We start from the raw sequence: 23,674 nt of genomic DNA, 5'->3' as shown, positions 1-23,674 counted from the left end.
GAGTCCCACGAAACGGACGCCTACTCCTATGCTGACACCATGAGTTCTTCGGCTCCCTCTGCGTCCTCAACCTCGTTGGCTGACCGCGCGCCGCGCGGCACGCTCTCCCCCGGGACGCTCAGCCCTGACAGGCACGTACCAGCATCCATCGAGCGACCCGAGTACATGTTCCATGACGGCCCTGAGCGCGTCACGGCCTCAGAGGTCAAGGATGCCGAGACGATCGAGCGCATCCGGGTGGCGAGCCGGTTGGCCGCTCGCGCCCTGGCAGAGGCGGCCGAGGCGATCGCCCCTGGTGTGACCACCGACGAGCTCGACCGGATCGCGCACGAGTACCTGTGCGACCACGGCGCCTACCCCTCCTGCCTGGGCTACATGGGCTTCCCCAAGTCGATCTGCACCTCTGTCAACGAGGTCATCTGCCACGGCATCCCGGACTCGACCCGATTGAGCGAGGGCGATCTCATCAACCTTGATGTCACGGCCTACATCGGCGGTGTCCACGGCGACACGAACGCCACCTACGCCGTCGGCGAGGTCGACCCCGAGACGGAGCTGCTCATCGAACGCACCCGAACCGCGATGGAACGGGGTATCAAGGCCGTCAAGCCCGGCCGCGAGGTCAACGTCATCGGCAGGGTCATCGAGGCCTATGCCAAGCGCTTCAGCTACGGGGTGGTGCGTGACTACACCGGGCACGGCGTCGGTGAGGCCTTCCACTCCGGTCTCATCATCCCCCACTACGACGCCGCCCCCCTGCACGACGACGTCATCGAGACGGGCATGGTGTTCACCATCGAGCCGATGCTCACGCTCGGCGGCATCGAGTGGGAGCAGTGGGACGACGGCTGGACGGTGGTCACCAAGGACCGCTCCCGGACCGCTCAGTTCGAGCACACGCTGGTGGTGACCGAGGACGGCGCCGAGGTCCTCACCCTGCCCTGAGACTGCGCGAGGCTCCGGGGAGGACTCCCCATTCGCGCTCATCCGTCCCCATTCACGTTGCCTGACAGCGAGTCGACGACGTATGGTCCTGGGCAGTGGACGTATCGGTCCCGTTACCGGGGACCGCTTACCGAGTCCCGCCCGTTATCCCTTCCGGAGGTTTACATGGCTTTGCGTTTCAATCCACCACCGAACTGGCCCGCACCGCCAGAGGGTTTTGAGCCGCCTGCGGGTTGGCAGCCTGATCCTGCCTGGGGGCCGGCTCCCGAAGGTTGGCAGATCTGGGTTGACGACTCCGCTCCTTCCAGCGGTTCAGCCTCCTCGGCCGCAGGCGCGGCCGCAGGGTCCGACCCGGCTTGGGCGCCGACCCAGGCGGTGTCGACCGCTCCGACGGCTCAGATGGGCACCAACGCTCCGGTCGCCGACCCGACCGGTATGTCCGCCTCGGCTCCTTCGGGTGACTACGCCGGCCAGGCGACCGGCACCAGCCCGTACGCGGCCAACATGGACTACGCCCAGTCCCCCACGCCGTTCCAGGGGCAGGGGGCTCCTGGGGGCCCGCAGCCTCCGGCCGGTGGCTGGCAGCCCGGTGGCGTCGGTGGGCCGGGTGCTCCCGGCGGTGGTTCCAAGTCGATCACCCAGCAGTGGTGGTTCTGGACCGGCGCCGCGGTGCTGGTGGTCATCCTGGTCATCAGCGCCGTCGTGTGGGCCATGAGCGGCTCCAGTGATGACAACGGCGGCGGTTCCAGCAAGGCCGATCAGAGCTCCTCGCAGAGCAGCAAGGGTGGGTCCACGAAGGAGAAGTCCGATGACTCCTCCAGTAGTGGCGCATCTGCCGGGGCATCCTCGAAGTCGTCAAAGGGAAACGACGCGCCCGGGTCCGACCCGAAGAACCCCATCGACCCCACCACGACCTCTATTGAGTTCAAGGCCGGCAAGTACAACGACGACCCGGACGCCTCCGTGACCATCAACATCGGAACGGTTGAGTGGAACGCGAACGAGGACATCAAGGCCGCCAACAAGTACCTCTACCAGGACCCGCCTGCCGGCAAGGTCTACATCCGCGTACCGGTGGAGGTCACCTACAAGGGCAAGGGGCAGTACGAGAAGTACGGCCTGCAGATCGACTACTCGCACGACGGGAACACCTCGGGCAGTGAGACGTTCGTCGACGAATCCATGTTCAACCAGCAGGACATGCCTCGAGACGGAGGCTCGGCCAAGGGTTACTTCGTCTTCCTGGTGGATGAGGCCACTGCTAATGACGGCAAGGGCGTATTCGCCGTCACGGGCTTCTCCGGCAACGAGGAAGTGTACGTGGCAGCGAAGTGAGCCGCTCGCTTGACACATGAGGGTGGGGCCAACCAGACACGTCTGGTTGGCCCCACCCTCATGCTGGTCGAAGATGGCGCGGACGAGCCGACCTGTACGCCGGGTTCTGTTGCCGCCCGCCGTTACCGGCTTGGCGGTGGCGACCATTCATCTTGGACCATTGTTGCCAATGACCTCATGCGACCTACCCGCTGGCTCGGGCGAGCAGCCTTCAGGCGCCAGCTGTGCGGTCTTGCTCCGGGCGGGGTTTACCGAGCCGCGGCGGTCGCCCGTCGCGCTGGTGGGCTCTTACCCCACCCTTTCACCCTTACCCACCGTCATCCGGTGGGCGGTCTGCTCTCTGTGGCACTGTCCCGCGGGTCACCCCGGGTGGCCGTTAGCCACCGCCCTGCTCTGTGGAGCCCGGACGTTCCTCAGCCCTTGGCCGCCGCGAGGCGGCTGCAAGGTACCGCGGCCGCCCGGTCGGCTCGTCCGCAGCGACCAGCATAGCGCTACGGGCGTCGTCGAGGATCGTGCCCGCCGTGAGGCCGTGGCCTCTGCAGTGCGGGTTTCGACCTATCATGTGCGGGTGCTGATCCTGCTGCCTCCGTCCGAGGGTAAGACTGCTCCTGACAGTGGACCGCCGCTGGCCCTTGATTCGCTGCTGGACGCCGGGCGACTCACCACAGCGCGCCACGAGGTGATGTCGGCGCTGGCCGAGGTGAGCCGGCGCCCTGACGCGGCATCCGTCCTGGGACTGGGACCACGCAGTGCGGAGCTGGCCAGGGCGAACCTGTCGCTGGAGACAGCACCCTGCGCTCCGGCCTACCAGCTGTTCACCGGGGTCCTGTACGAGGCGGCGGAACTCGACTCGGCCACCAGGAGCACGGCCGGGCGCGAGGCCCTGGAAGGCCACTGCGTCATCCTCTCGGGGCTGTGGGGAGCGCTCTCCCCCACCGACCTGGTGCCCGACCACCGCCTGTCCATGGGAACGTCGATATCCGGGCCGGGGCGCCTCTCGTCCTTCTGGAGGCCGCACCTTGCTCCGGTGCTCGAGGACATGGCGGCGTCGGGTCTTGTGGTCGACTGCCGCTCGGCCGACTATGTGGCCGCGTGGAAGCCGTCGGCTCGTGACGGCATCGAGGTCATGACGGTGCGCGTGGTACGCGTGCTCGATGACGGCTCCCGCAAGGTCGTCTCCCACATGGCGAAGCGGGCTCGAGGGCTGCTGACCGGCGCGCTCCTCAGGGCGGTCGCCGAGCGGTCCCTGTGCGCACAGGCGCAGGCGGACGACGTCGTCGAGGTTGCCGAGCGGCTGGACAGCGTCGACGCCGTCGAGCTGTCCGAGCCGGACCGGCAGGGGCAGCGGGTCCTCACCCTGGTGACTCGCTGAGGCCGGCCGCGCCATCCATGCCTGGTCAGTGACTGCCTCCCCTGCCCGAGAGGCAGTCGCCTTCAGATGTCCATCCGTACGACGATGACGTCGTTCTCCTCGGCGTGGATGACCGTCTCCTCGGGAGCGGCCATGATGCGCGCCAGCTCCTGAGGACTGATCTCGACGGCGCCGCCCTCGATGGTCCGCCCCCTGAGGGCGACCGCGCCAAGACCCCCGGTGGAGACGCGAACCGCCTCGTAGTCGGCAAGGAGGGTCGCCTCAATGGTTCCGGCCAGATCCGCCCGCTGGTTCTCCAGAGACTCGATCTCCGTATCGAGCCGGGTGAACTCGGCGTCCCGCTTGGCGGTGAGCTCGCGCCCGGCTGCGCGGATCTCGGACTCCTCCCGGCTGAGGCGCTCCGTCTCCTCACGGGCCGAGTCGAGCGCCTCCATGGCCACGATCTGCGCCTCCTCCAGGGCCGACTGGCGCTGACCGAGCTGATCGATCTCCCCCTGGATGGCGGAGAGGTCACGGGCTGCGCTGTTGCCGGAGTGGAGGCGCTCGCGCAGCACCTCGGCGCGACGCACCACCTGACCGACTTCGTCCTCGCTTCGGGTCGCCTTGGCCTTGGCGTCACTGAGGGCGGCGTCGGCCTGAATGGCGGCTCGCTTGTTCGCCTTGAGGCGCTCGATGACCGATTCGATGCGGCTGAGAACCGGAAGGTGCTTGCGCTCGTGACGCAGCCGTGCCAGGCGGGAGTCGAGGTCCTGCAGGTCGATGAGAAGGCGCTGCTGGGCGATGGGGGCGCTTGTCACGGCGTGTGCTCCTTCAGGTAGGTATGGGTCGGTGTTGTGATTCCTCCCATGATCCTCTCACGCCTGGCCTGATCCGGTGGACAGGCGCAGCACCCAGGGGTCCGTGACAATACGGGAGACCTGGACGCTCAGGGAGGCTCCCTGGGACCGGGCGCCCTCCTGAAGCCGTTGGGCCAGGGGCTCCAGGCCGACCCACTCGGTGGCCCAGTGCGTCCCGCACAACAGGTAGGGACGGCCGGCCTCAAGGTGTTCGGAGGCTGGGTGGTGGCGCAGATCGGCGGTGAGGAAGACATCGGCTCCAGCCTCGCGCGCCCGTCCCAGGAGAGAGTCTCCGGCCCCTCCCGAGACGGCGACGCGTTCGACGACGGCGTCGGGGTCACCGCCCACGAGGAGGCCGGGGGCCGAATCGGGAAGGGCGGCCGCGACGTCGGCGGCGAGCTGACGCAGGGTGACGGGCTGCGGGAGCACGCCAATACGACCGATGCCCTGGTCCGGGGCAGCGGGGTCCGGTTCGAGGGGGACGGTGGAGGTCAGACCCACGCGAGCGGCGAGGGCGTCGGCCACTCCCCCGTGGGCGGCGTCGAGGCTGGTGTGGGCGTTGAGCAGCGCGATGCCGGCGCGAATGAGCCGATGGATGGTGCGCCCTTTGGGATCGGTGGCCGCGACGTGGTCGGTTCCGCGCAGGTAGAGCGGGTGGTGGGTGATGATCATGTCGACGCCGGAGTCGATGGCCTCGTCGACGACGGCCGCCACGGGGTCAACGGCCAGCAGGATGCTGCGTGCCGGGTCGGCGGGGTCTCCGCAGATGAGCCCGTTGGAGTCCCACGAGGCGGCCAGGCCGGGAGGTGCGGCGGATTCCACGAGAGCGACGACGTCGCCGACGCTCAGGGGCCCGTCCGAGTCGCTTCGCGAGGACTGGCGTCCGGCGGTGGAGGATACGGGTGCAGAGGTGTGGCTCATGCAACCAGGCTAGCGGTCTGGCCTGGGATGGCCTGCGACTTACCGACATTGATACAGCCTGGAGCTGCCGCCTTGATGAGGCGCTGAGGACTCCACTGACGGAACGCAGTCGAGAAAACGACCGACGTGGCCCTCATCTGGGGTAGCCTACTTCCGCGCTGCCGGGGCCCTCCGGCGCTGGCAGCGTCGGCCTCCCCGGCGCCGACGGCGTCACGGCCGCGCCCCCATAGCTCAGCGGTTAGAGCAGCGAGCTTATACCTCGTGTCGTGCCTGATAAGCACAAGGTCCTGGGTTCGAATCCCAGTGGGGGTACCACGTGCCCGATACTCGAACATCGGGGCACATCGCCTCCGTGGTGGAATCGGTAGACACCGCGACCTTAAAAGTCGCTGCCTACGGGCGTGCGGGTTCGAGTCCCGCCGGGGGCACCACAGCATCGCTATACAAACCCTCACCCTGAGAAACAGCCTCTGTGGCTGTCTCAGCCGAGGACCGTCGCCCACCTCCTGTCGAGGTGGGCGTTTTTCGTAGGGCAGCAATCCGTGCCACAGCCCGCAGTCGTGCACTGGCCAGCTGGTCGAACGGCCGGTTGAGCCGTGCTTCCAGCCAGACATCGCTGCTGGTGTCCGCCACGCGGACAGAGCAGGGCGCCTCATCGGCTCGACGCGTTGGCTCGTCTCCAGCATCGTCCGCCTGACTCCCACCACTCAGCTGCCGTCGCCCTACGGCAATCTCCTGCTCATCACAGCCACGCTGTCCATCAGGTTCATCACCAGCGCCCTTCACACCATCGTCGTCCTCATCCTGCAGGCCCCCATGTCCATCACCACCGTCGCCAGGCAGGATGACCCGCCCGTCCTCATCCACCACCGGATTGACCAGCACCCGCTCAAAGAACACCTGGTTGAGCTGCTTCCGCAAGTGATCCGGTGCCGCCATATACAGCCGGTAGCAGTCCTCCAGCAGATCCAGCGCCTGCTCCACATGCGCCCGCACCAGCTTGGCATCCGCCTGGTAGGCATCGAGCTGACGCTGAATCCCCGCCAGCTCTCGCCTCAACCGCTCCTGCTCCTCCTTGAGCAGCTCCAGCGGCACCGCTCCACCGTAGTGCGCCTGTAGCAGCCTGCGCCGCTCATCCTCCAGGTTCGTCCGTCGCACCGTCAGCGACCGGACGTTCCGATCCTTCTCCCCCTCAATCCGCGCCAGCTCCGCCAGCAGATACCGCTCAATCTCCTGCCGATCTGCCTCGCTCACGTGCAGCCGCCGATACACCTCCTGCATCTGTGCCTCCACCACTTCAATGAGCACCGCCTTGAAGGAGCAGTCATGCAGCCGCTGCCGCCTGGCGCAAATGAAGTAGGGGTAGAGCACCCCCTTGCCATTCTTCGTGTTCTGCACCAGCAGCCGGCTACCACACTGCCCACACACCACCGTGCTCTTCAGGAAGTGGTTGTGCATCCGCTCCCGCTCGCCACTGCGATGGGAGCCCAGCACAGCCTGCACCGCCTGCCAGGTCTCCTCATCCACCAGCGGTTCGTGCTTGCCCGGATACTCCACGCCCTGGAACTGCACCACACCCAGGGGGTCGGCAAAGTCGGTGGGTGATGAGGGATGAGCCGGTCTGACGGGGGCTTTGACGGGGTTTGGTGTGTCGTTGAGACGGGGGCGCGGGCCCCGTGGGGACGATGAGTGGTGTCTAGTCATCCCCTCGTCCTGGGAGCCCGCGCTGATGCCATCCTCCACCACGACCGCCTTGTCGCGCCAGCCCCTGGTCCAGGTTCTCAGGAACGTGACCGACCCCCGCGATCGGCGGGGTGTGCGCTTGAGGCCTGCCCACGGTCCTGTCCCTGGCCGTCACCGGGGTGCTGGCCGGCTGCCGGAGCCTGACGGCGATATGGGAGCACACCACCGACCTGACCGGCGCCGACCTGCGCTCTCTGGGGCTGGAGGAGGGGCAGGCCCTTCCATCGGAGTCCACCATCCGACGGGTGCTCCAGGACCTGGACCCCGCAGACCTCGACGCCCATCTGATGACCTGGTTCTACACGCGTACCGGCACCATCAACGGCCGCACAGTGATCGCCGTGGACGGCAAGACCATGCGTGCAGCGCGCAGGGGCGAGGATCCGGCGCCGCACCTCCTGGCCGCCTTGGACCACGCCACGGGCGCCGTGCTTACCCAGGAGCGGGTGGCCGGCAAGTCCAACGAGATCCCCGCACTCAGGGTTCTGCTTGAGCCCCTCGACCTGGACGGGGTCGTGGTGACCGCTGACGCCATGCACACCCAGGTGGACACCGCCCGGTGGATCACCCGGCGTGGTGGTCACTACGTGTTCACCGTCAAGGGCAATCAGAAGACCCTGCGCAGGACGCTCAAGGCCCTGCCGTGGAAGGACGTCCCGTCCATCTCCTCGGTCGAGCGCTGCCACGGTCGGTGGGTGCGGCGCACCGTCAAGGCCCTCGAGGCCCCTAAGTGGGTGGACTTCCCCGCCGCCGCCCAGGTGGTCCAGATCCGACGCACCCGAACCGTCAAAGGCCGCAAGCGTGTCGAGGTGGTCTACCTGATCTGCTCCCTGCCCATGACCGACGCCCAGCCCGAGGCCGTCGCGGCCTGGGTCCGCGGGCACTGGGGGATAGAGAACCGTCTCCACTGGATCCGGGACGTGGTCTTCGACGAGGACCGTCACCAGCTGAGCACCCGCAACGGCCCCGAGATCATGGCCGCCCTAAGGAACCTGGCCATCAGCCTCATCCGCCTCTTCCTCGGGCCCGGCGTCTCCATCGCCTCAACCACCAGATCCCTGTCCAGACGCCCCAAACGAGCCATCAGCCTACAGACCCAACCAACCCCCTAAAACCGACTTTGCCGACCCCCTGCCTGCGCGACCTACTGTTTCTACCGACCTACAGCGGTATATTGGCTGCATCGGCCCCAGACTTCACACATAACTGTGGCGGAACGGCGATGCGCGTTGCGCTTCACTGGGGCGCTGTCCATGAGCAGTGACGCGAAGGTGGAAGGGCATGAGCAACAACGTCACCACACCCCAGGCGGGCACACTGTTTACCTGTTGGGAGTTCTTGCCTACAACAATCAGCCATAGCCGAATAGTCACAACGCCCACTACAGCCACGTCATCCTGCGTCACGAGATGTCGACCACCATTCAACAACATCGATTCTGGAATGACTTGACAAAACAACATATACGCCACTTCGCGACGCTGCAAGATGATGTTTTACCCGCACCCATGAGCGCGATTCACGATTCCTTACGCAATTCAATTTAAATAAATCTTAGTCCAACAAAAACACTCAACAGATTCATTATAATCTTAACACCAGAGGAGCTGATCACGAATATCAACCTCCCCGAAATTTCTCCGATTCCTGTGATGAACAAGCTCGCCTGGAGCGCTATAATTGGAATCATTTGCATCCTCATCCTTTTTCTGTTACTCACAACACTCTCTTATCTACAGGGGAAACGACGGGAAAATCTAGGCAGGTTGCCAGAAGATCTGAAGCACAGCGTTCAGAGCGAGCTGATCGAAGCTGTTTACGACGCATCGCAGCAAAAAAACACCAGAGTCAAACTATCCGCATTCTGGAAGTCTAAAGACTACACAACTTCGCAAAGATACGTTATCCTCAAGGACTTACTTGACAGGCAATTGTTCTTTAAAGCTTACGATCTGGATAGAATAAGTCGGTTTCCCCAGTTCTTAGCCTGGGATGTGTTCAAATATCCACCGACATGGGTTTATCTTAGCGAGCAGCAGTGGCAGAAATTGTCTTCTGGCGCCAGCATCATCAATGGAGATGTACAGATAGTCAATAACCCAACTGGAAATATGCAGATAGCCGGACGTGGTGCCACGCAAACACAGATGAATACAGGAATGAATAGTCAAGACATCTTTAAACTCATCGATGCTCTTCGTCTGGACAGTCAATCATTGGAATCAGACCCCCGGTGGAGCAAGGAAGTGGAGGAAGCGCAGTCTCTAGCAGACCATCTGGAGTCGGACGCAAATGCCGGCCGATGGAAGCAAGCGCAGCAAACAGCCAAGAAAGCACTAGAGTTCGCAGCCAATCTAACTACGGTCTTCGCAAACACTGCGCAGTTTTTGTCATAGAAACAGCCATTCGGTCCGTAGCTTTTGATGTGTTCTACGTGAATGAGGTCACGAACAGTGGATATCGGGTAAAGTTTTTGAATCCGGGGCGATACGTGCTGATACTCCAGGCATCTGCCCACTACCTCCAGGGGGCTTGTTAGAGGTTTCTCGAACCTATCGAAGTAGAACTAGGAAATCATCGCCCCCTCATCAGAGCTCAGAGTGACCGACAAGTCCAACGAGGCCCCACTCGGCCGGGCCTGCTCGGCCCCTTGAGCCTGGACGAAGCAGTGGCCACCGCCGACGCGATGCACACCCAGGTTCAGACTGTCCAGTGGATCATCGCTCGACGCGGTCACTACCTTCGGACGGCAAGGGGAACCAGAAGACCCTGCACCGCAACCCCGAAGGAGTTGCCGCAGAAGGACGTCCCAGCCGTCTCCTGGGCCGAGCGATCCCACCGACGCAAGGTGCCGCGCACTGTCAAGGTCCTCGATGCTCTCGTCTGGATAGATTTCCCAGTAGCCGCCCAAGTTGGTCCAGGTTCGGCATACCCGCACCGCCAAAGGAAGGAGGCATGTCGAGATGGTCTACCCAGGGCTGATCCCTGCCCATGGAACATGGCCTAACCCAAGCAGTTCGCCGCTTGGGGCCGCGGCACTAGCCTCGAGATTTCATCGTTGAGGTGGTGAAAGTGGGGTGAAGGTGTCGCTTCGCCTGGAATAATGCGGGTTGCTGAAATCCGAGAACTCCAGGGGGAGGACACCTTCGTGGTGAAGAATAGCGGGTTGTACCCGGTTGTGGGTGTGGAGTCCGGTCAGGTGCCGGCGGTGGGTCTGGCCGGGGCGAGGCTGCTGACCGAGACGAGCGGGGTCACGGGCCTGGGCAACGAGCTCTCGCAGGCCCTGTCTACGTGGCGGCGGCCGGGGTCGGTGCACGACCCGGGCAAGATCATCTTGGATCTGGCGGTGTGCGTGGCCCTGGGAGGCCGGTGCCTGTCGGACCTTTCGCTGCTGCGGTGCGACAAGGAGGTCTTCGGGCTTGTTGCCTCCGACCCGACGGTCTCGCGACTTGCAGGGGCCCTGGCCGACCACGTCGAGGCTGTCGAGGCCGCCGTCAACCGGGCCCGCAGGACAGCGCGGCATCGGGTGTGGGCCCTGGCCGGCGAGCACTCACCGACCGCCGGCGTCTCGGCGAACCGGCCGTTGGTGATCGACGTCGACGCCACCTTGGTTAATGTGCACTCAGACAAAGAGGGTGCGGCCCCGACCTTCAAGAAGGGGTTCGGCTACCACCCGCTGACCGCGTGGTTCGACCACGGCCCCGACGGTGGGGGTGAGTGCGCGGCGCTCGTGCTGCGTCCCGGTAACGCGGGATCGAACACTGCCGCCGACCACGTCGAGATCATCCGCCGGGCACTGGACCAGGCCGGGCTCGGCCCCAGACCCGGTAGAAAGGTGCTGGTGCGCATCGACGGGGCCGGAGGCACGAAGGAGACCATTGAGCTCCTGGCCCGTCGGCGGGTGTCCTACAGCGTGGGGTTCACGCTGCCGGACCACACGCCGCAGATCCACGGGCACCATCCCCGAGGCCGCCTGGGACCCGGCCTACAACGCTGACGGACAGCCCAGGCAGGGTGCGGACGTCGCTGAGATCACTGACCTGCTGGACCTGACCGCCTGGCCCAAGGGGACGCGGGTCAACCGTGCGCCGAGAGCGGCCCCACCAGGGAGCCCAGCTGCGCTTCGAGGACGTCGGGGGCTACCGGCTGACCGCCTTCGCCACCAACACAAAAGTAGGTCAGCTCGCCGATCTCGAGGTCCGCCACCGGCTACGGGCCCGCTGCCAGGGGACCGTATCCGCTGTGCCAAGGACACCGGGCTTGACCGCTTTCCCTTGCAGGGGTTCGCCCAGAACCGTATCTGGTGCCTGATCGTGGCCCTGGCCTGTGACCTGCTGGCCTTCTCCCAGCCGCTCGCCCTGGCCTCCACCCCCGCCCGCACCTGGGAGCCCAGGACGATCCGCCTGCGCCTGATGAGCATCCCCGCCGTCATCACCCACCGTGCCCGCCGCACCGTCCTGCGCTACAAGGCCGACCACCCCTTCACCAGCCTCCTGCTGACCGCACTGAGCAGCTTTCAGGCCCTACCCGCACCATAGGCACCCGACCGCCGCCTCCTGCCCACCACGACCCTGAAGGAACAACCCTGGCCCCTGGAAAGGCCCGACCACCGCGAGACGACACGCGGCAGACCGTCACACCCAACCGGCATAATCGCCCCCACGACACCGGCAACGACGCCACCCACACCCCACTCAACCAACCAATGAAAGATCGAGGCTAGTGTGCCAGCACACCCCCAACCACCACGCGATACCAACGGAAAACCCGCCTCAAAACCCAGAACCCACCAAACTGTCACGAGTCAGGTCAAAGCCCCGTCAATACGGCATTTTCCGCAACTCAGGCGAGATGAACGGCGACAGCGCCGAGGATGGCCAGTATCCATGAGGCGAAGGAGCCGATGAGGAACTCCTCGGCTTTTTGCCCTCCTTCATCCTTACTGATCTCAGGGAATCGAATGACGCCTTTGGCGGCAACAATTGCGGCGACAGCAGCGGGCGCCTCGACGGAGGCGAGCAGGAGAATGAGAATGCGCTCAAGCGGACCTATCCAGCGACCGCCGCGCATTGGCGCGTCCGCGTTGCGCGGCTCCTCATTCTTCTCTGGATACTGACGAGCGACAGCAAGAATGTCAGAGACGATTCGATTATAGTGTGATTAAAACAAGATTCGTGTTGCTGGTTTTGTTGTTGGGTTGGTGATCGGGTATTCGTGGGGCGTCCGATGTGGGGGTGTCGCTTTCTCGTGGGGTGCTTGGCTGCTGGTGCTGGCTTCTTTTGTTGTCGTCTCTTGTGTTGTCGGCGTTTCGTGTGAGCTCTCGGGTCGAGGGCGGAATATCATGCTGGGATGGACAGGGTCGTGGTTAGTGATGATGAGTGGACTGTTTTGCAGGGCTATAAGCACCAGGCGCCTTACAGGTTGATGCGTTTGAAGTCCGAGGCGGTCGTGCTGCTGTCCAAGGGTGTGGATACCGCGGTCGTGGCCCAGGTCGTCGAGCGCACGCCCGAGACGGTGCGCAGCTGGGCTCGGGAGTGGAACCGGTACCGCCTGGCCTCAATCCACACCGGTCACGCCGGCAACCTCAACGCCTCCAGGCTCACCGCCACCCAGCGCCAGGAGGTGGCCGGGGTACTGTCCCGGCCCCCGTCGGAGCAGGGCCTGCCCATCGGGTTCTGGGACGTGCCCCATCTGGCGGCCTGGGTCTACGACCACTTCGAGGTGGAGTACGCCTCTGCCGCCTCCTACCGGTTCCTGCTGCACATGGCGGGCCTGTCCTTCCACCGCCCCCAGACCGTTGACCAGCGCCGCCCGCCCCAGGCGGACGTTGACCAGCGCATGAGCCAGATCCGTTCCGAGATCGTCCGCAAGTGGTCCGATCCCGAGGTGATGGTGGTGTGCGCCGACGAGGTGCGTATCGAGCACGAGGCGATCGTGCGCAGGGCGTGGATCCGCCGGGGGGACGCCGCCCGCCTGGAGGTCGACCGCCGCCGCCAGGCCCAGTCCTACATCGGCTTCCTGCACGAGACCGACGGCACCGTCGACTTGATGACCCTCGACTGGCAGGACACCGGCACCATCACCCAGGCCCTGATCGACCTGACCGTGAAGCACCCCGACAAGAAGAAGATCGTCATCGTGTGGGACAACGCCTCCTGGCACCGTTCAGCAAAGCTCACAAACAGCCTCAAGACCATCAAGAACCTCGAGAGGATCCACCTGATCAACCTACCCGCCTACAGCCCCGACGAGAACCCCATCGAGCACGTCTGGAAAGAAGCAAAGGACAGTATCAGCAACCACCAAAGAGCCACATTCCCCCAAACCCGACAAGCATTCGAGACCTTCATCCAGGCAAACAAGTTCCCCTACCGACTCACAAAATAATCTCGTTTAAACTCCACTATAGCAGGAGCGGCCAGGAAGATGACGACTCCGACGACGGCGGCCGCCTTGGCAGCCCGAGAACCAAGCGGCTGAGACACGACGGCGCAGATCGCCACAGCAAGGAGCATGAGAGCTGCGCGAGCAAGCCGCGCGCCCCGCACCGCTCGGTCCAGGCCACCCTCGGACCCCACCCGCCCCTGCTGCCAGAATCCCGCCACTCTCGCCCACCAAGCCTGCGGAACAAGATCCCAGCACGTCCACGCGACGGAGACCAGGACGACGACGGCAACGCTACCAGCACGGAGATGAAGAACAGCCCGCCCCACCAGGACGCCGAGGACAGCCAGGGCCGAGCCCACCGCTAGCAGCCCAGCTGTCAGACGCGGCCCCCACAGCCTCCGCCCCGCCCGCCCACGACCGCTGAGAGCGGACGACACAGCCAGAAGAAGAACCAGGAGCGCCGTCATGAGACCTCATCCTTCTTGCCTCTCTCAGTCATCCCATCGAGGATTTTCTGAACCTCCAGCAGCGAGGATCCGACACCGCGAGCGAAATCAGAGACGGCCTGCTGACTCACCTTCTCCTGACGGGCGATCTCGAGCTGGGTCCGCCCCATCAAAAGCCCTGCCATCATGCGACGCTGACGCGGCTGACAACGGAACACTGCCTGGTCACGCAGAATGAGCACGGAATTGACGAATCCCTCACGCTCACTCCGTTCCTCCTCCGATCCGTTCGCCTCGTCCGGGTGGATGCGTAGCCAGGTGCGAATGAAGGACCTGCCCTCATCCTGGAGTGCGTGAGCCCTATCGATCGCCTCGCGTGCTGCCCACCATGCCGAGCCGTCCTGAATCGGGCGCCTCGCAGCACCATCGGATCCATCCCCCACCATGCCATCGACCTCGGAGATCACTCCGGCACCGACGCCGAAACGCAGACCGATCCCTTCAGGCAGAAGAAGGTGCGTGCGCAGCGTGAGAGTCAGAGCATCAGCGAGGGTCGCCGATACCGCCTGCAGCTCATCTCCGACCGTGGCGTACGGACGCTGCGTCAGAGTCAGACCTTCGGCAGCATGGTCCAGAGCCTCGTAAATGACCTGCTGAGCGCGGCTGCGGTCAGGCAGATCGCGTGAGCGGACAATGTCTGCAATGAGAGCGTAGGAGACGTTCACGGTTTCACGATAACGCTTGTAACACCCTCATTACAAGGTAAATCTCGGAGCGTGCCCCCGTCTCCCCCACCCACCCTTCTCGATCCGCCTTGTACTCCAGTCAGTACAAGCGCACCCCCGGAGCCTCGGCTCACTGGGCGGAAAGTCTCCCGCCGGCGGAGAGATAGCACTTGCCGCACAGCGACTCGTAGGTGACGCCCCCGGAGTCGATGGCCACCTGGTCGCCGTCGAAGACGAAGGACTCCCCCACCTTGCGGGCGTTGAAGATGGCCTTGCGACCGCAGCGGCAGATGGTCTTCAGCTCCTCCAGGGAGTGGGCGATCTCCAGCAACCTCCGCGACCCGGGAAAGCTGACGGTGCGGAAGTCGGTGCGGATCCCGTAGGCCAGGACGGGAACATCATCGACCAGCACGATCTCCATGAGCTGGTCCACCTGGAGGGGCGTGAGGAACTGGGCCTCGTCAATGAGCACGCAGTCCAGGACCTCCCGCAGCCGCGCCACCCCCTGCGAACCATCGCCTCCGGCAGGAGTGGCCTGAGCAGCGCTCAGCGCCTGCTGGTGCACCAGGGCGCGCAGGTCGTCGTCGGCGTCGACGAGGAGGTCGACACGACGTGACACCCCGAGCCGGGAGACCACGAAGTCCTCACCCTTGGTGTCGACCACCGCCTTGATGAGCAGGACGCGCTGACCACGCTCCTCGTAGTTGTAGGCGGTCTGAAGCAGTCCGGTGGACTTCCCAGAGTTCATAGCGCCGTAGCGGAAGTAGAGCTTGGCCACGCGGGTCCTCCTGGCCTGGGGTGGGCACTCGCGCCGGATGCTACCCGCCGAACGCTCTGGGCGCGGGCAACACCACTCAGCCACCCCATGGTCTACGCATAGCCTCACCCCGACCCTCACCGATAGCCTCGCGCTCATGCTCTCACTCGATCACCTGCCCGACACCTGGCGCACCAGGCGTGCCGGCGCACTGGCCATGACCGCCGTCACTACGCTGTCGGTCTTCTCCTGGCTGGCCCTGACCACGAGCGCCGGAACGGGGCTGGCGCCCCACGACCAGAGTGTCACCACCTGGGCCGTAGACGGGCGCCACCCGGCCCTGACCGTCATCATGCAGGTCTTCACCGCCCTGGGGTCCACCGTGGGGCTGACGATCCTGACCGCGATCTGCGCCGTCCTGCTCTTCCTGCGGGGACACCAGGTGCGCGCCCTGGTCCTGACCCTCACGATGGTCGGCTCCAGTCTGCTGACAGTGGGGCTCAAGGAGATCTTCGGGCGCGCGCGCCCCTCCACCGACACCCTCCTGGGCTCGCCCGCCCTGACGACGTCCTTCCCCTCAGGGCACTCCTTCAACACGGCCGTCTTCGCCGGCCTGCTAGCGGGGATGGTCCTCCTGTCCACTACAGCGACCCTGTACCGGGCGCTGGCGATCATGGCGGCGGTGGGGGCGACTGCGCTGGTGGGAACCTCCCGGGTCTACCTGGGCTATCACTGGATGACCGATGTCCTGGCCGGCTGGTCCCTGGGGCTGGCCTGGCTGTGTCTGGTGACGCTGGCGCTTCTGTGGTTGCAGGGACGACGACGGCCGGCCCAGGTCTCCGGGCACGCATCACCAGACACACCATCAGGAGTACACGGCATCGAGCCACCATCCGCCTGAGCACACCAGCAGACGGGGCGGCCCGACGGCGGTGACCACCTGGAGGTAGGCGCGACGGGAAGGCCCCCGTGGGGTCCACCAGCCCTCATCGACAGGCCAGGGCCCGGCCCACAGGAGCACGGGCTCCGGGCCCCCACCATCGGCAGCATCGCCACCAACGCCATCACCCACGTCACCGATGCTGTCGCTGACGCTCAGAAACCCGGGGACACCATCGAGCTGGCCGTGAATGTCGACGCCGAGCTCGCGCCCCCGAGCATCGGTGAGGCGCACAGGAACCGGTCGAGGCAGGACGATGGAGGGCGAGGGCTCGGGCAGGGCGCCGGCCCAGGGCGCCGAACCACCACTGGCGGACTCGCCCACCCGCTCCCCCTCTCCCCAAGGAACCAGTCGAGCCCGCGAGCGCGGGTCACGTCCGGGAACGACCCTGGGGACCTGGACGGTGCCGGCTCCAATAAGGGACTCCACCCGTTCGGCCGCACGGCGGGCGCGCGCCTCGGCCTGCTGACCGGGTGCCTGCCACAGCCCTGCCTGGGCAGCTGTAGCGGGGCTCAGCTCGAGGGCCGTCAGGCCCAGGTGGGTCAGTCCGGAGGCGGGCGGGCGCCCGGAGCGTCCGGAGAGCCAGCCCTCAAGCTGCCAGCGCACGCGGTCGGTGAGCTCTGTGGTGGTGGGGGTGGTCTCCAGCATCCAGGTGCGGACCAGCTCAGTGCCGTCCTCGCAGTGAGCCTCGATAGCGAGGCGTCCGACGGCAAGCCCTTCGGACAGGAGGCGGGCGGCCAGGGTCTCGGCGAGGTGGCGGGCGGCGAAGGCCGCGGTGTCTGTGCGTTCCACGGGAGGGTCGAGGTCGGAGGTGACGGTGATGTCCTGGGCGGGCCGGGTCATGGCGGAAGCCTCGTGGTAGGTGCCGGCGGCCAGGTGGTGGAGCCGCTCCCCCAGGGGGCCGAAGCGGGCGGTGACGTCCTTTCGGGGCAGACAGGCCAGGTCTGCCAGAGTGCGCAGACCGAGCCGGGTGAAGGTCTCCAGCAGGGGGCGGGCCTCGCGCCTCAGGCGCCTGAGGGGCAGGCACGCCAGGAGCGCCTCCAAGGGCCAGGGGGCGAGGAAGTCGGGGGTCTGTCCCGGTTCGACGATGATGCCTTGACGGGCGGCCAGGACGGCTCCGGACAGGGAGTCGGCGATTCCGACCTGGCACTCGACGTCGGCCTCCTGGGTGACGGCCTCAACGAGGGCTGAGGCGAGGGGCTCCTCTCCGCCGGCCCAGGTGGCGGGTCCTCTGGCTCCGGACAGGGCCAGTCCGGGTCGGGCCACGATGGGGTCCGCCAGAAGGGAGGTGAGGGCCTCCATGACGGTTTCGAAGGTTCGGGCCTCCCGATCCTCCTGGGGTGGCAGAACGGTGAGAGCGGGGCACAGGGAGCGGGCGGTGCGCAGTCGCATGCCGGTGGCGATGCCTGCGCTGCGGGCGGGGGCGGAGGCGGCCAGGACTCCGCGAGCACCGACGACGGCGACAGGCTCGGTGGCGGGATCCGGTAGGTGGAGGCTGCTGTGGTGGGCGCGGAGGTGGCGGCGCTGTCGGCGGACCTCCAGGGTGAGGGCGACGACGGGCCAGTCGGGGACCCAGATGGCCACGAGCCGGGAGGCGGGCGGGCCGGACGGGAGGTTTGGCTGCGTCGGGTTCATCCGGTCGCCTCCTGCGATCCGGGGGCCGGTTGTACGGCGTCGTGGGAGCCGGCCTGCAGGCCTTCGGCGGACAGGGAGAGCGTGAGGACGTCGGTAGTGGAGAGCCGCGGGCGCTGAGAGTCGGTCAGTGTCCAGGTGAGGCGCCGCAGGTAGCCGGCCGGCATCTCTACGGCCTGCACCGGGGCACGCGGGCCCTGTCGCCCGATGGGGATGACGACACCGTCGGCCGCAGACTCCGCCGAAGGCCCCACCGGGGGCCGCGAGAGGGATGTGTCCGCGGTTCCGGTGTCGGAGGGCAGGGAGTCAGCCCGAAGGGTGCGGGCGCCTTCCCAGGGGGCGGGGGTCAGGATGAGGTGGCCGCGTTCTCGCGCTCGGGCCAGCAGGCGCCTGCGGTGCTGGGGTCGCAGGCGCGCGACGACGGAGGCGCCGATGAGGAGCGAGTCGACGCCGTCGAGCAGGGTGGAGACGACGGTCAGGGCGGAGGCGTCGTCGAGGGATGATGCTGGAACGGTGAGAACCCGGTTGAGGTCGAGACCGACCTCGGTGGCTGCGCACCACCCCAGACCCTCTCCCCCGACGACGGCGCACCAGCCGGTGGTGCCCTGGCGCAGGGCAAGGGCGGCCAGGAGAAGGGTGGTGGATCCCTGCAGGCTGAGCACGCCCGAGTCCTGTGAGGCCGCGAGCGCCTTGAGTGACGTCGCCTGAGGCGAGGCGGCCGGCGTGCCGATGGGAGCGGAGGAGACGGCCCGTTGCACCTCCAGGGCTGCTGAGTCGCGCAGTCCGGTGCGCTCCTCGGCCAGCTTCAGGGCGAGACGGGCCCGGGTGAGACGGTTCTGGGCCTCTGACGGCGCGCGCGTGGTCACGGCTCTCATGACACCTCCCTTCGGATCGAACATGCGTTCGACTGATGGGGTTCAGGATAGCGCTCCGGTGTGACATCAATCAGGGCCACCAGTAACAAAGCGGCCTTGAGGCAGTGACAAACCCCTTTGAGTCCTTACTCAGGAAATCCACAGGGACGGGCTTACTGGGGGCCGTCTACAGTGGTGGGCGGGCCCTAACGGAAGGTCACCGCCCCATCCACAACCTGCCTGGAGGTACACCTATGACAGCCGACCTCACTCGCCCCCGCCCGCCGGCCCCCACCGGCTTCCTGCCCTCGGTCCCCTCCTTCACCCTGACCTCTGCGGACCTGACCGAGGATGGGCGGATCCCGGATGTCTTCACCGCCGTCCACGACAACGTGTCCCCGGCCCTGAGCTGGTCGGGGTTCCCCGAGCAGACGCAGTCCTTCGTCGTGTCCTGCTTCGACCCGGACGCTCCGACCATGTCCGGCTGGTGGCACTGGACCATCGTGGACCTGGACGCCTCGGTGACCTCGCTGGAGCGGGGCGCAGGGGCCAGCGACCTTCAGCTCGACGGCGCCGCCTTCCACCTGGCGGGGGACTCGGGCGACCACGCCTGGTTCGGCCCCTACCCGCCCGCGGGCGACGGCGACCACCGTTACGTCTTCACCGTCTCGGCTCTGGACGTGGACACGCTGGGCCTGAACGATGAGGCTACTCCCGCCATGGCCGCCTTCACCCTGGCCCCGCACTGCATCGCCCGGGCCACCCTCACCGCCACCTACTCCGTGCCCGGCCAGCCCGGGGCCGCCGTATTCCTCAGGGACGGCAAGTGAGCCCACAGATCGCCCAGGTCGATGCCACCTCTAAGCCGGGCCGGCGTCGTCGGCAGGGGGAGTCCGTTCCCTTCACTCCCGCCCACGGTTTCACGCGCGCCGGCTCCGGCCGTCACCAGCGTCGTCCCATCGCCCTGATCACGGGGGCGACCTCCGGGATCGGCCTGGCCGTGGCCAGGGACCTGGCCCGGGACCACAACCTCATCCTGCTGGCCCGCTCCACCAACGACCTTGAGGAGCTGGCGCTCGCGCTGGAGGAGGAGTCGCAGACCGCGGTTCTCATCTGCCCGGTCGACCTGACCGATGACTCGGCCCTGGCCAGGCTGATCAACCGGATCGACATCGAGAGCCTCGACGTACTGGTACACAGTGCGGGGATGGAGGCTCCCGGTGCGGTCGGCAAGATCACGCCCACCCGCTGGCGTGCGGTGTTGAACCTCAACCTGGTGGCGGCGGCGTACCTGACCAGCCTGCTGCTGCCAGCGCTGCGGGAGGCCCGCGGGCTGACGGTGTTCATCAACTCCGGTGCCGGGGTGAGTCCCCGCTCGGGCAACGCCCTCTACTCCGCCTCCAAGGCCGGGCTGAGGTCCCTGGCCGACACGCTGCGCCAGGAGGAGGCCGGCAAGGTGCGGGTGACCTCGATCTATCCGGGTCGGGTGGATACTCCTATGCAGGAGCGGTTGCAGGCCTTCAACGCGGCGCGCCTGCGCACCGAGGGGATCATGGCCACCCCCGCGTACCGGGCGGCGGACCATATGGCGCCGCAGTCGGTGGCCGCGGCCGTGCGCCTGGCCGTCGACACCCCGCTGGACGCGGTGGTGGAGGATCTGGCGATCCGCCCCGCCGGCATGCTCTGAGGCGGCGGGAAAGGGCGGGGTCTGAGGCGAGTTGCTCAGGCTGCTCGGGCTGCTCAGGCCCCGCCGGTAAAGCCCAGGCACCGCCAGGCCTCGTACAGGCCGATGGCGGCGGAGTTGGCGAGGTTGAGGGAGCGGTTGCCCTCCACCATGGGGATGCGCAGGTGGGCGCTCACCCTCGGGTGGTCGAGGATCTCCTGGGGCAGGCCAGTGGGTTCAGGACCGAACAGGAGGGCGTCGTCGCTCCGCCAGTCGACCTGGGTGTAGAGGCGCTCAGTGTGGGAGGTGAAGGCGAAGATGCGTCCGGGGACCTGCTCCAGGCACTCACGCCAGGTGGCGTGAACGCGCGTGTTGGCCAGGTCGTGGTAGTCCAGGCCGGCGCGGCGCAGCTTGGCGTCGTCCATGTCGAACAGGGGGTCCACGAGGTGGAGCATGGAGCCGGTGTTGGCGCTCAGACGGATCGCCGCCCCGGTGTTACCGGGAATGCGCGGCTCGAAGAAGATGACGTGCAGCACGGAGACAATGAGACCACATGCTGAAGCAGGCCTCCTCCTTAGATGGTGTCGGTGCGTCGGCCCTGGCGTAGCCGGGTGGCGGCGCGGCGGGTGACGACCAGGCCGATCCCGGCCCACACGGCGGCGACCGCGAGGTCGCGGCCCAGCAGGACCGGGACGGCCGCATTCGGTGCGTCCAGGGCTGTCAGGGTGCCGCCGACCGGGACTGCTCGTGCCAGTGCCCGCAACCAGGCGGGGCAGTGCTCAAGGGGCACGATGACACCGGTCAGCAGCGGCAGGAAGGTGGCGATGACCGTGGCGCCCAGGTAGGGGTCGGGCAGGTTGACGCCCACGCCTGCGGCCGCGACGCCCATGAGTAGCCCGCACACGATCGCCGGCACCGTCAGCGCGACGACGCGTCCTAGCACTCCGACGTCGTGCTGCGGCGACAGGGCGAAGACCGCGCCGATCGCGACGGCGGCGGTCAGCGTGGCCAGCAGCGCCGGCACGACGGCGACCGCCAGCCAGTAGGCAACGTCGAGGCGCCTGCGGGTGTGGACCTCCTGGAAGACTCCCAGCATCCGGTCCGTGGCCACGGTGCCTACCACCCCGGAGGCCACGGAGACGGCCAGCGCCACCAGGGTCGCGGCGTAGCCGGTGCGCACCAGGTCGGGTGCGGACAGGTCTGAGCCCATGAGGACGTCGAAGAGGACATCCAGCAGCGGAAGCACCAGCAGCGTTACCACGGCGGTCCCCAGCGTCGCGAAGGCCGTCGACGACGCCCATGAGACCCGCACCCCCGAGAAGAACCGGTGGGCGAAGGCCAGAACTCGGGTTCGCATCAGACCACCTCCAGGGTCCCGGCCCGGGTCGCCAGTCGCAGCGCCCGCCGTCCCAGGACGGCCGCGAGCCCCAGCCACGCGGCGGTGCACACCGCCCACCCGGCTACCGTGACAGCACCTGTCGGGCGCCCTAGAAGCAGCTCGTAGGGAACCGACAGCGGGAGCAACCGGCTCAGCGCGCCCAGCCAACCGGGCGGCGTCGTCGAGGTGAACACGATGCCCGAGGCGACGAACACCGGCACCAGCAGCAGCCCCTCGTACTGGATCGCGTTGGGGGTCAGGACGAACATCGCCGCAATGACCAGGCTCAGCGCCAGGCACCCGCCCAGCAGCATGAGCGAGCCCACGACCAGGCGCGCCCCGCTCGCCCATCCCGGCTCCGTGAAGGACACGGAGGCCGACAGCACCGCCCAGGTGCACCAGGCCACCGGGAAGGCCGCCAACCCGAAGGAGGCCGCCGCGCACACCACCGCCGCCAGCGACCGCAGCGCCCCCACCGGAGCCATGACCAGGTGGACGAGAGTGCCCTTGTAGCGCTCGAATCCGATGATGCCCGCCGCGCAGGTCGTCGTCGTCCACATCCCGATGACGCCGCCGCGCACCCAGCCCTGCGTCGGCGTGATACCACCCCAGGCGGAGGCCGCCAGGAACTGCACCAGCGTGGTGGCGGTTGTCGTCATGACCATCAGCTGGATGAAGTAGGGGACCGAGATGAACTGACGGATGTGAAAGACCGTCATCCTCATCTGGCGCCTCACCGGGCGAGCCCGTCCGCCAGGGCCAGGTAGGCCTCCTCCAGGGAAGCCGCCCGCGTCACCAGGTCCGACGGCGCCTGCGCCCCGGCCTCAGCCAGAACCGAGACGACCAGGTCCGGATCGGCGATGTCGTCATCGCCGCGCATCGGCTCACCGGCGCCACCGGCACCCGCGGCCCAGTAGACCGTCACCGCCCACCGGGCCGACGAAGCCCGCTGCTCCACCGTCGCCCGCGCCCCCAGACGCCGGCGAAGCGCCTCGATGACATCACCGTACCGGGCCGGAAGCGTGAAGGTCGTCGTGGCGCTCACCCCGGCGAGGGCGGCCACGTCAGCGACTCCGCCGCGCACGGCGATACGCCCCGCACCGATCACCGAGATGACATCGGCGAGCTCCTCAACCTCCGGCATCGAGTGCGAGGTCAGCAGCACCCCCGTTCCCCGCTGCGCCAGCTCACGCACCAGGTCCCGCACCTGGAGGGCCACGTCGGGGTCCAGGCCGCTGGTGGGCTCATCAAGCAGCAGGAGCGAAGGCGACCCGAGCAGCGCCCGCGCCAGGTGCAGACGCTGACGCATCCCACGGGAGAGCTCACCCGCCTTGCGCCCGGCCGCATCGGCCAGCCCCACACGCTCCAGGACCTCCGCAACAGCCCCGCGTCGTCGTCGGGGCTCAACACCCTGCAGATCAGCGAAGAACAACAGGTTGTCACGCGCCGTGGCCCGAGGATAGAACCCGAGCTCACCGCCCAGCACCAGACCGAGCCGTGACCTGGCTCGCTCCGGAAAGCGCACCGCGTTAATGCCATCGACCCACACCTCACCTGATGTCGGCGCCAGAAGCGTGGCGCACATCCGCACCGTCGTCGTCTTACCGGCGCCATTGGGCCCCAGCAGACCATGGATCTGCCCCGCCCCGACATCTAGGGACACGTCCTCCACAGCGACGAAGGTCTTATCCTTTCTCCCGAAGGAGCGAACCAGACGGGAGGCACGCAGCAGCATCAAAC

Annotated in this window: 21 protein-coding genes, 2 tRNA genes, 1 other RNA gene and 2 pseudogenes; 12 read left to right on the top strand and 14 right to left on the bottom strand. The window is 66.8% G+C overall.

Translation table 11 applies throughout. The annotated features are described in order from the left end of the window. Positions 1-39: 39 nt before the first annotated feature. Together map and EL340_RS03045 are read left to right on the top strand one after the other, a co-directional pair. Positions 40-945 carry a type I methionyl aminopeptidase gene (gene map, locus EL340_RS03050; RefSeq protein ID WP_126413357.1) on the top strand — a complete coding sequence of 302 codons (906 nt, stop codon included), beginning with the start codon at positions 40-42 and terminating at the stop codon, positions 943-945. Between the two features lie 399 nt (positions 946-1,344). After that, entirely contained in the window at positions 1,345-2,280 is a 936-nt protein-coding gene (locus EL340_RS03045; RefSeq protein WP_164719332.1) for a hypothetical protein, read from the top strand. Positions 2,281-2,359: 79 nt separating this feature from the next. Here EL340_RS03045 and rnpB read toward each other — a convergent pair. Beyond that, positions 2,360-2,750, bottom strand: an RNA gene (gene rnpB, locus EL340_RS03040) — RNase P RNA component class A. A gap of 92 nt (positions 2,751-2,842) precedes the next feature. Here rnpB and EL340_RS03035 point away from each other — a divergent pair. Continuing rightward, positions 2,843-3,652, top strand: a complete 810-nt coding sequence (locus EL340_RS03035) for a YaaA family protein (RefSeq protein ID WP_126413355.1) — start codon at positions 2,843-2,845, stop codon at positions 3,650-3,652. A gap of 62 nt (positions 3,653-3,714) precedes the next feature. On the opposite strand, the gene EL340_RS03030 is transcribed toward EL340_RS03035, so the two are convergent. Both EL340_RS03030 and EL340_RS03025 read right to left on the bottom strand, forming a co-directional pair. Then, positions 3,715-4,449: a zinc ribbon domain-containing protein gene (locus EL340_RS03030; RefSeq protein WP_126413354.1), complete on the bottom strand. Its 735-nt coding sequence runs from the start codon at positions 4,447-4,449 to the stop codon at positions 3,715-3,717. A gap of 57 nt (positions 4,450-4,506) precedes the next feature. Continuing rightward, positions 4,507-5,409, bottom strand: a complete 903-nt coding sequence (locus EL340_RS03025; RefSeq protein WP_126413353.1) for a Nif3-like dinuclear metal center hexameric protein — start codon at positions 5,407-5,409, stop codon at positions 4,507-4,509. Positions 5,410-5,629: 220 nt separating this feature from the next. On the opposite strand from EL340_RS03025, the gene EL340_RS03020 reads away from it, so the two are divergent. Together EL340_RS03020 and EL340_RS03015 are read left to right on the top strand one after the other, a co-directional pair. Continuing rightward, a tRNA-Ile gene (locus tag EL340_RS03020) sits at positions 5,630-5,724 on the top strand. Positions 5,725-5,755: 31 nt separating this feature from the next. Continuing rightward, positions 5,756-5,840, top strand: a tRNA-Leu gene (locus tag EL340_RS03015). Here the strand turns inward: EL340_RS03015 and EL340_RS03010 are convergent. After that, complete coding sequence (locus EL340_RS03010) at positions 5,803-6,984, bottom strand: recombinase zinc beta ribbon domain-containing protein (RefSeq protein WP_232023199.1); 1,182 nt, start codon at positions 6,982-6,984, stop codon at positions 5,803-5,805. The two genes, EL340_RS03015 and EL340_RS03010, sit on opposite strands and share 38 nt — an antisense overlap. A gap of 287 nt (positions 6,985-7,271) precedes the next feature. Between EL340_RS03010 and EL340_RS03005 the strand changes: the two genes are divergently transcribed. Beyond that, on the top strand, positions 7,272-8,264 hold the full coding sequence (locus EL340_RS03005) for an ISAs1 family transposase (protein WP_232023198.1): 993 nt from the start codon (positions 7,272-7,274) through the stop codon (positions 8,262-8,264). Between the two features lie 84 nt (positions 8,265-8,348). On the opposite strand, the gene EL340_RS03000 is transcribed toward EL340_RS03005, so the two are convergent. Continuing rightward, positions 8,349-8,639 (bottom strand): hypothetical protein, encoded by a 291-nt coding sequence (locus tag EL340_RS03000; protein ID WP_126413352.1) that lies wholly within the window; start codon positions 8,637-8,639, stop codon positions 8,349-8,351. A 165-nt stretch (positions 8,640-8,804) separates the two neighbouring features. Between EL340_RS03000 and EL340_RS02995 the strand changes: the two genes are divergently transcribed. Both EL340_RS02995 and EL340_RS02990 read left to right on the top strand, forming a co-directional pair. Then, on the top strand, positions 8,805-9,548 hold the full coding sequence (locus tag EL340_RS02995; RefSeq protein WP_126413351.1) for a hypothetical protein: 744 nt from the start codon (positions 8,805-8,807) through the stop codon (positions 9,546-9,548). 752 nt (positions 9,549-10,300) lie between these two features. Beyond that, positions 10,301-11,690: pseudogene (locus tag EL340_RS02990) on the top strand (IS1380 family transposase). Between the two features lie 304 nt (positions 11,691-11,994). On the opposite strand, the pseudogene EL340_RS02985 reads toward EL340_RS02990, so the two are convergent. Beyond that, positions 11,995-12,225: pseudogene (locus tag EL340_RS02985) on the bottom strand (hypothetical protein); the annotation flags it as partial. 351 nt (positions 12,226-12,576) lie between these two features. Here EL340_RS02985 and EL340_RS02980 point away from each other — a divergent pair. Then, positions 12,577-13,539: an IS630 family transposase gene (locus EL340_RS02980; protein ID WP_232022928.1), complete on the top strand. Its 963-nt coding sequence runs from the start codon at positions 12,577-12,579 to the stop codon at positions 13,537-13,539. Between the two features lie 463 nt (positions 13,540-14,002). On the opposite strand, the gene EL340_RS02975 is transcribed toward EL340_RS02980, so the two are convergent. Next, positions 14,003-14,710 carry a SatD family protein gene (locus EL340_RS02975; RefSeq protein ID WP_126413349.1) on the bottom strand — a complete coding sequence of 236 codons (708 nt, stop codon included), beginning with the start codon at positions 14,708-14,710 and terminating at the stop codon, positions 14,003-14,005. A 130-nt stretch (positions 14,711-14,840) separates the two neighbouring features. Further along, complete coding sequence (locus EL340_RS02970) at positions 14,841-15,488, bottom strand: thymidine kinase (RefSeq protein WP_126413348.1); 648 nt, start codon at positions 15,486-15,488, stop codon at positions 14,841-14,843. A gap of 136 nt (positions 15,489-15,624) precedes the next feature. On the opposite strand from EL340_RS02970, the gene EL340_RS02965 reads away from it, so the two are divergent. After that, positions 15,625-16,368 (top strand): phosphatase PAP2 family protein, encoded by a 744-nt coding sequence (locus tag EL340_RS02965; protein WP_126413347.1) that lies wholly within the window; start codon positions 15,625-15,627, stop codon positions 16,366-16,368. Here EL340_RS02965 and EL340_RS02960 read toward each other — a convergent pair. Together EL340_RS02960 and EL340_RS02955 are read right to left on the bottom strand one after the other, a co-directional pair. Beyond that, positions 16,333-18,042, bottom strand: a complete 1,710-nt coding sequence (locus tag EL340_RS02960) for a DNA polymerase Y family protein (RefSeq protein WP_126413346.1) — start codon at positions 18,040-18,042, stop codon at positions 16,333-16,335. The two genes, EL340_RS02965 and EL340_RS02960, sit on opposite strands and share 36 nt — an antisense overlap. Further along, positions 18,039-18,914 carry a DnaE2-dependent mutagenesis accessory factor ImuA' gene (locus EL340_RS02955; RefSeq protein ID WP_126413345.1) on the bottom strand — a complete coding sequence of 292 codons (876 nt, stop codon included), beginning with the start codon at positions 18,912-18,914 and terminating at the stop codon, positions 18,039-18,041. Before EL340_RS02955 ends, EL340_RS02960 begins: the two co-directional genes overlap by 4 nt. A 233-nt stretch (positions 18,915-19,147) precedes the next feature. Between EL340_RS02955 and EL340_RS02950 the strand changes: the two genes are divergently transcribed. After that, a complete protein-coding gene (locus EL340_RS02950; RefSeq protein ID WP_126413344.1) occupies positions 19,148-19,723 on the top strand; it encodes a YbhB/YbcL family Raf kinase inhibitor-like protein in 576 nt (191 codons plus the stop codon). Further along, entirely contained in the window at positions 19,720-20,580 is an 861-nt protein-coding gene (locus EL340_RS02945; RefSeq protein WP_126413343.1) for an SDR family oxidoreductase, read from the top strand. Before EL340_RS02950 ends, EL340_RS02945 begins: the two co-directional genes overlap by 4 nt. 53 nt (positions 20,581-20,633) lie before the next feature. Here EL340_RS02945 and EL340_RS02940 read toward each other — a convergent pair whose 3' ends face one another. The 4 genes from EL340_RS02940 to EL340_RS02925 are packed head-to-tail and all read right to left on the bottom strand — an operon-like array spanning position 20,634 to position 23,669. Further along, positions 20,634-21,092, bottom strand: a complete 459-nt coding sequence (locus tag EL340_RS02940) for a tRNA (cytidine(34)-2'-O)-methyltransferase (protein WP_126413342.1) — start codon at positions 21,090-21,092, stop codon at positions 20,634-20,636. Positions 21,093-21,130: 38 nt separating this feature from the next. Beyond that, the gene (locus tag EL340_RS02935; protein ID WP_126413341.1) at positions 21,131-21,913 is read right to left on the bottom strand and encodes an ABC transporter permease; all 783 of its coding nucleotides are present in this window, start codon (positions 21,911-21,913) and stop codon (positions 21,131-21,133) included. Next, positions 21,913-22,653: an ABC transporter permease gene (locus EL340_RS02930; protein WP_232023197.1), complete on the bottom strand. Its 741-nt coding sequence runs from the start codon at positions 22,651-22,653 to the stop codon at positions 21,913-21,915. Before EL340_RS02930 ends, EL340_RS02935 begins: the two co-directional genes overlap by 1 nt. A 14-nt stretch (positions 22,654-22,667) precedes the next feature. Continuing rightward, the gene (locus EL340_RS02925; RefSeq protein WP_126413339.1) at positions 22,668-23,669 is read right to left on the bottom strand and encodes an ABC transporter ATP-binding protein; all 1,002 of its coding nucleotides are present in this window, start codon (positions 23,667-23,669) and stop codon (positions 22,668-22,670) included. Between the last annotated feature and the right edge of the window lie 5 nt (positions 23,670-23,674).

Origin of the sequence: Actinomyces viscosus, from assembly GCF_900637975.1 — a bacterium.
In the GTDB taxonomy this organism is placed as follows: Bacteria; Actinomycetota; Actinomycetes; order Actinomycetales; family Actinomycetaceae; genus Actinomyces; species Actinomyces viscosus.
The sequence above is the reverse complement of the archived record's forward strand: the minus strand, read 5'-3'. Positions and strand labels throughout refer to the sequence as shown.

What these genes read in the sequence shown, in the direction of transcription:
- EL340_RS02965 (WP_126413347.1), top strand. Translation starts at nt 15,625, where the DNA reads ATGCTCTCACTCGATCACCTGCCCGACACCTGGCGCACCAGGCGTGCC.
- EL340_RS02925 (WP_126413339.1), bottom strand. Translation starts at nt 23,669, where the DNA reads ATGCTGCTGCGTGCCTCCCGTCTGGTTCGCTCCTTCGGGAGAAAGGAT.
- EL340_RS02950 (WP_126413344.1), top strand. Translation starts at nt 19,148, where the DNA reads ATGACAGCCGACCTCACTCGCCCCCGCCCGCCGGCCCCCACCGGCTTC.
- EL340_RS03025 (WP_126413353.1), bottom strand. Translation starts at nt 5,409, where the DNA reads ATGAGCCACACCTCTGCACCCGTATCCTCCACCGCCGGACGCCAGTCC.
- EL340_RS02960 (WP_126413346.1), bottom strand. Translation starts at nt 18,042, where the DNA reads ATGAACCCGACGCAGCCAAACCTCCCGTCCGGCCCGCCCGCCTCCCGG.
- EL340_RS02935 (WP_126413341.1), bottom strand. Translation starts at nt 21,913, where the DNA reads ATGCGAACCCGAGTTCTGGCCTTCGCCCACCGGTTCTTCTCGGGGGTG.
- map (WP_126413357.1), top strand. Translation starts at nt 40, where the DNA reads ATGAGTTCTTCGGCTCCCTCTGCGTCCTCAACCTCGTTGGCTGACCGC.
- EL340_RS02980 (WP_232022928.1), top strand. Translation starts at nt 12,577, where the DNA reads ATGCGTTTGAAGTCCGAGGCGGTCGTGCTGCTGTCCAAGGGTGTGGAT.
- EL340_RS02955 (WP_126413345.1), bottom strand. Translation starts at nt 18,914, where the DNA reads ATGAGAGCCGTGACCACGCGCGCGCCGTCAGAGGCCCAGAACCGTCTC.
- EL340_RS03045 (WP_164719332.1), top strand. Translation starts at nt 1,345, where the DNA reads ATGGGCACCAACGCTCCGGTCGCCGACCCGACCGGTATGTCCGCCTCG.
- EL340_RS02995 (WP_126413351.1), top strand. Translation starts at nt 8,805, where the DNA reads ATGAACAAGCTCGCCTGGAGCGCTATAATTGGAATCATTTGCATCCTC.
- EL340_RS02930 (WP_232023197.1), bottom strand. Translation starts at nt 22,653, where the DNA reads ATGACGGTCTTTCACATCCGTCAGTTCATCTCGGTCCCCTACTTCATC.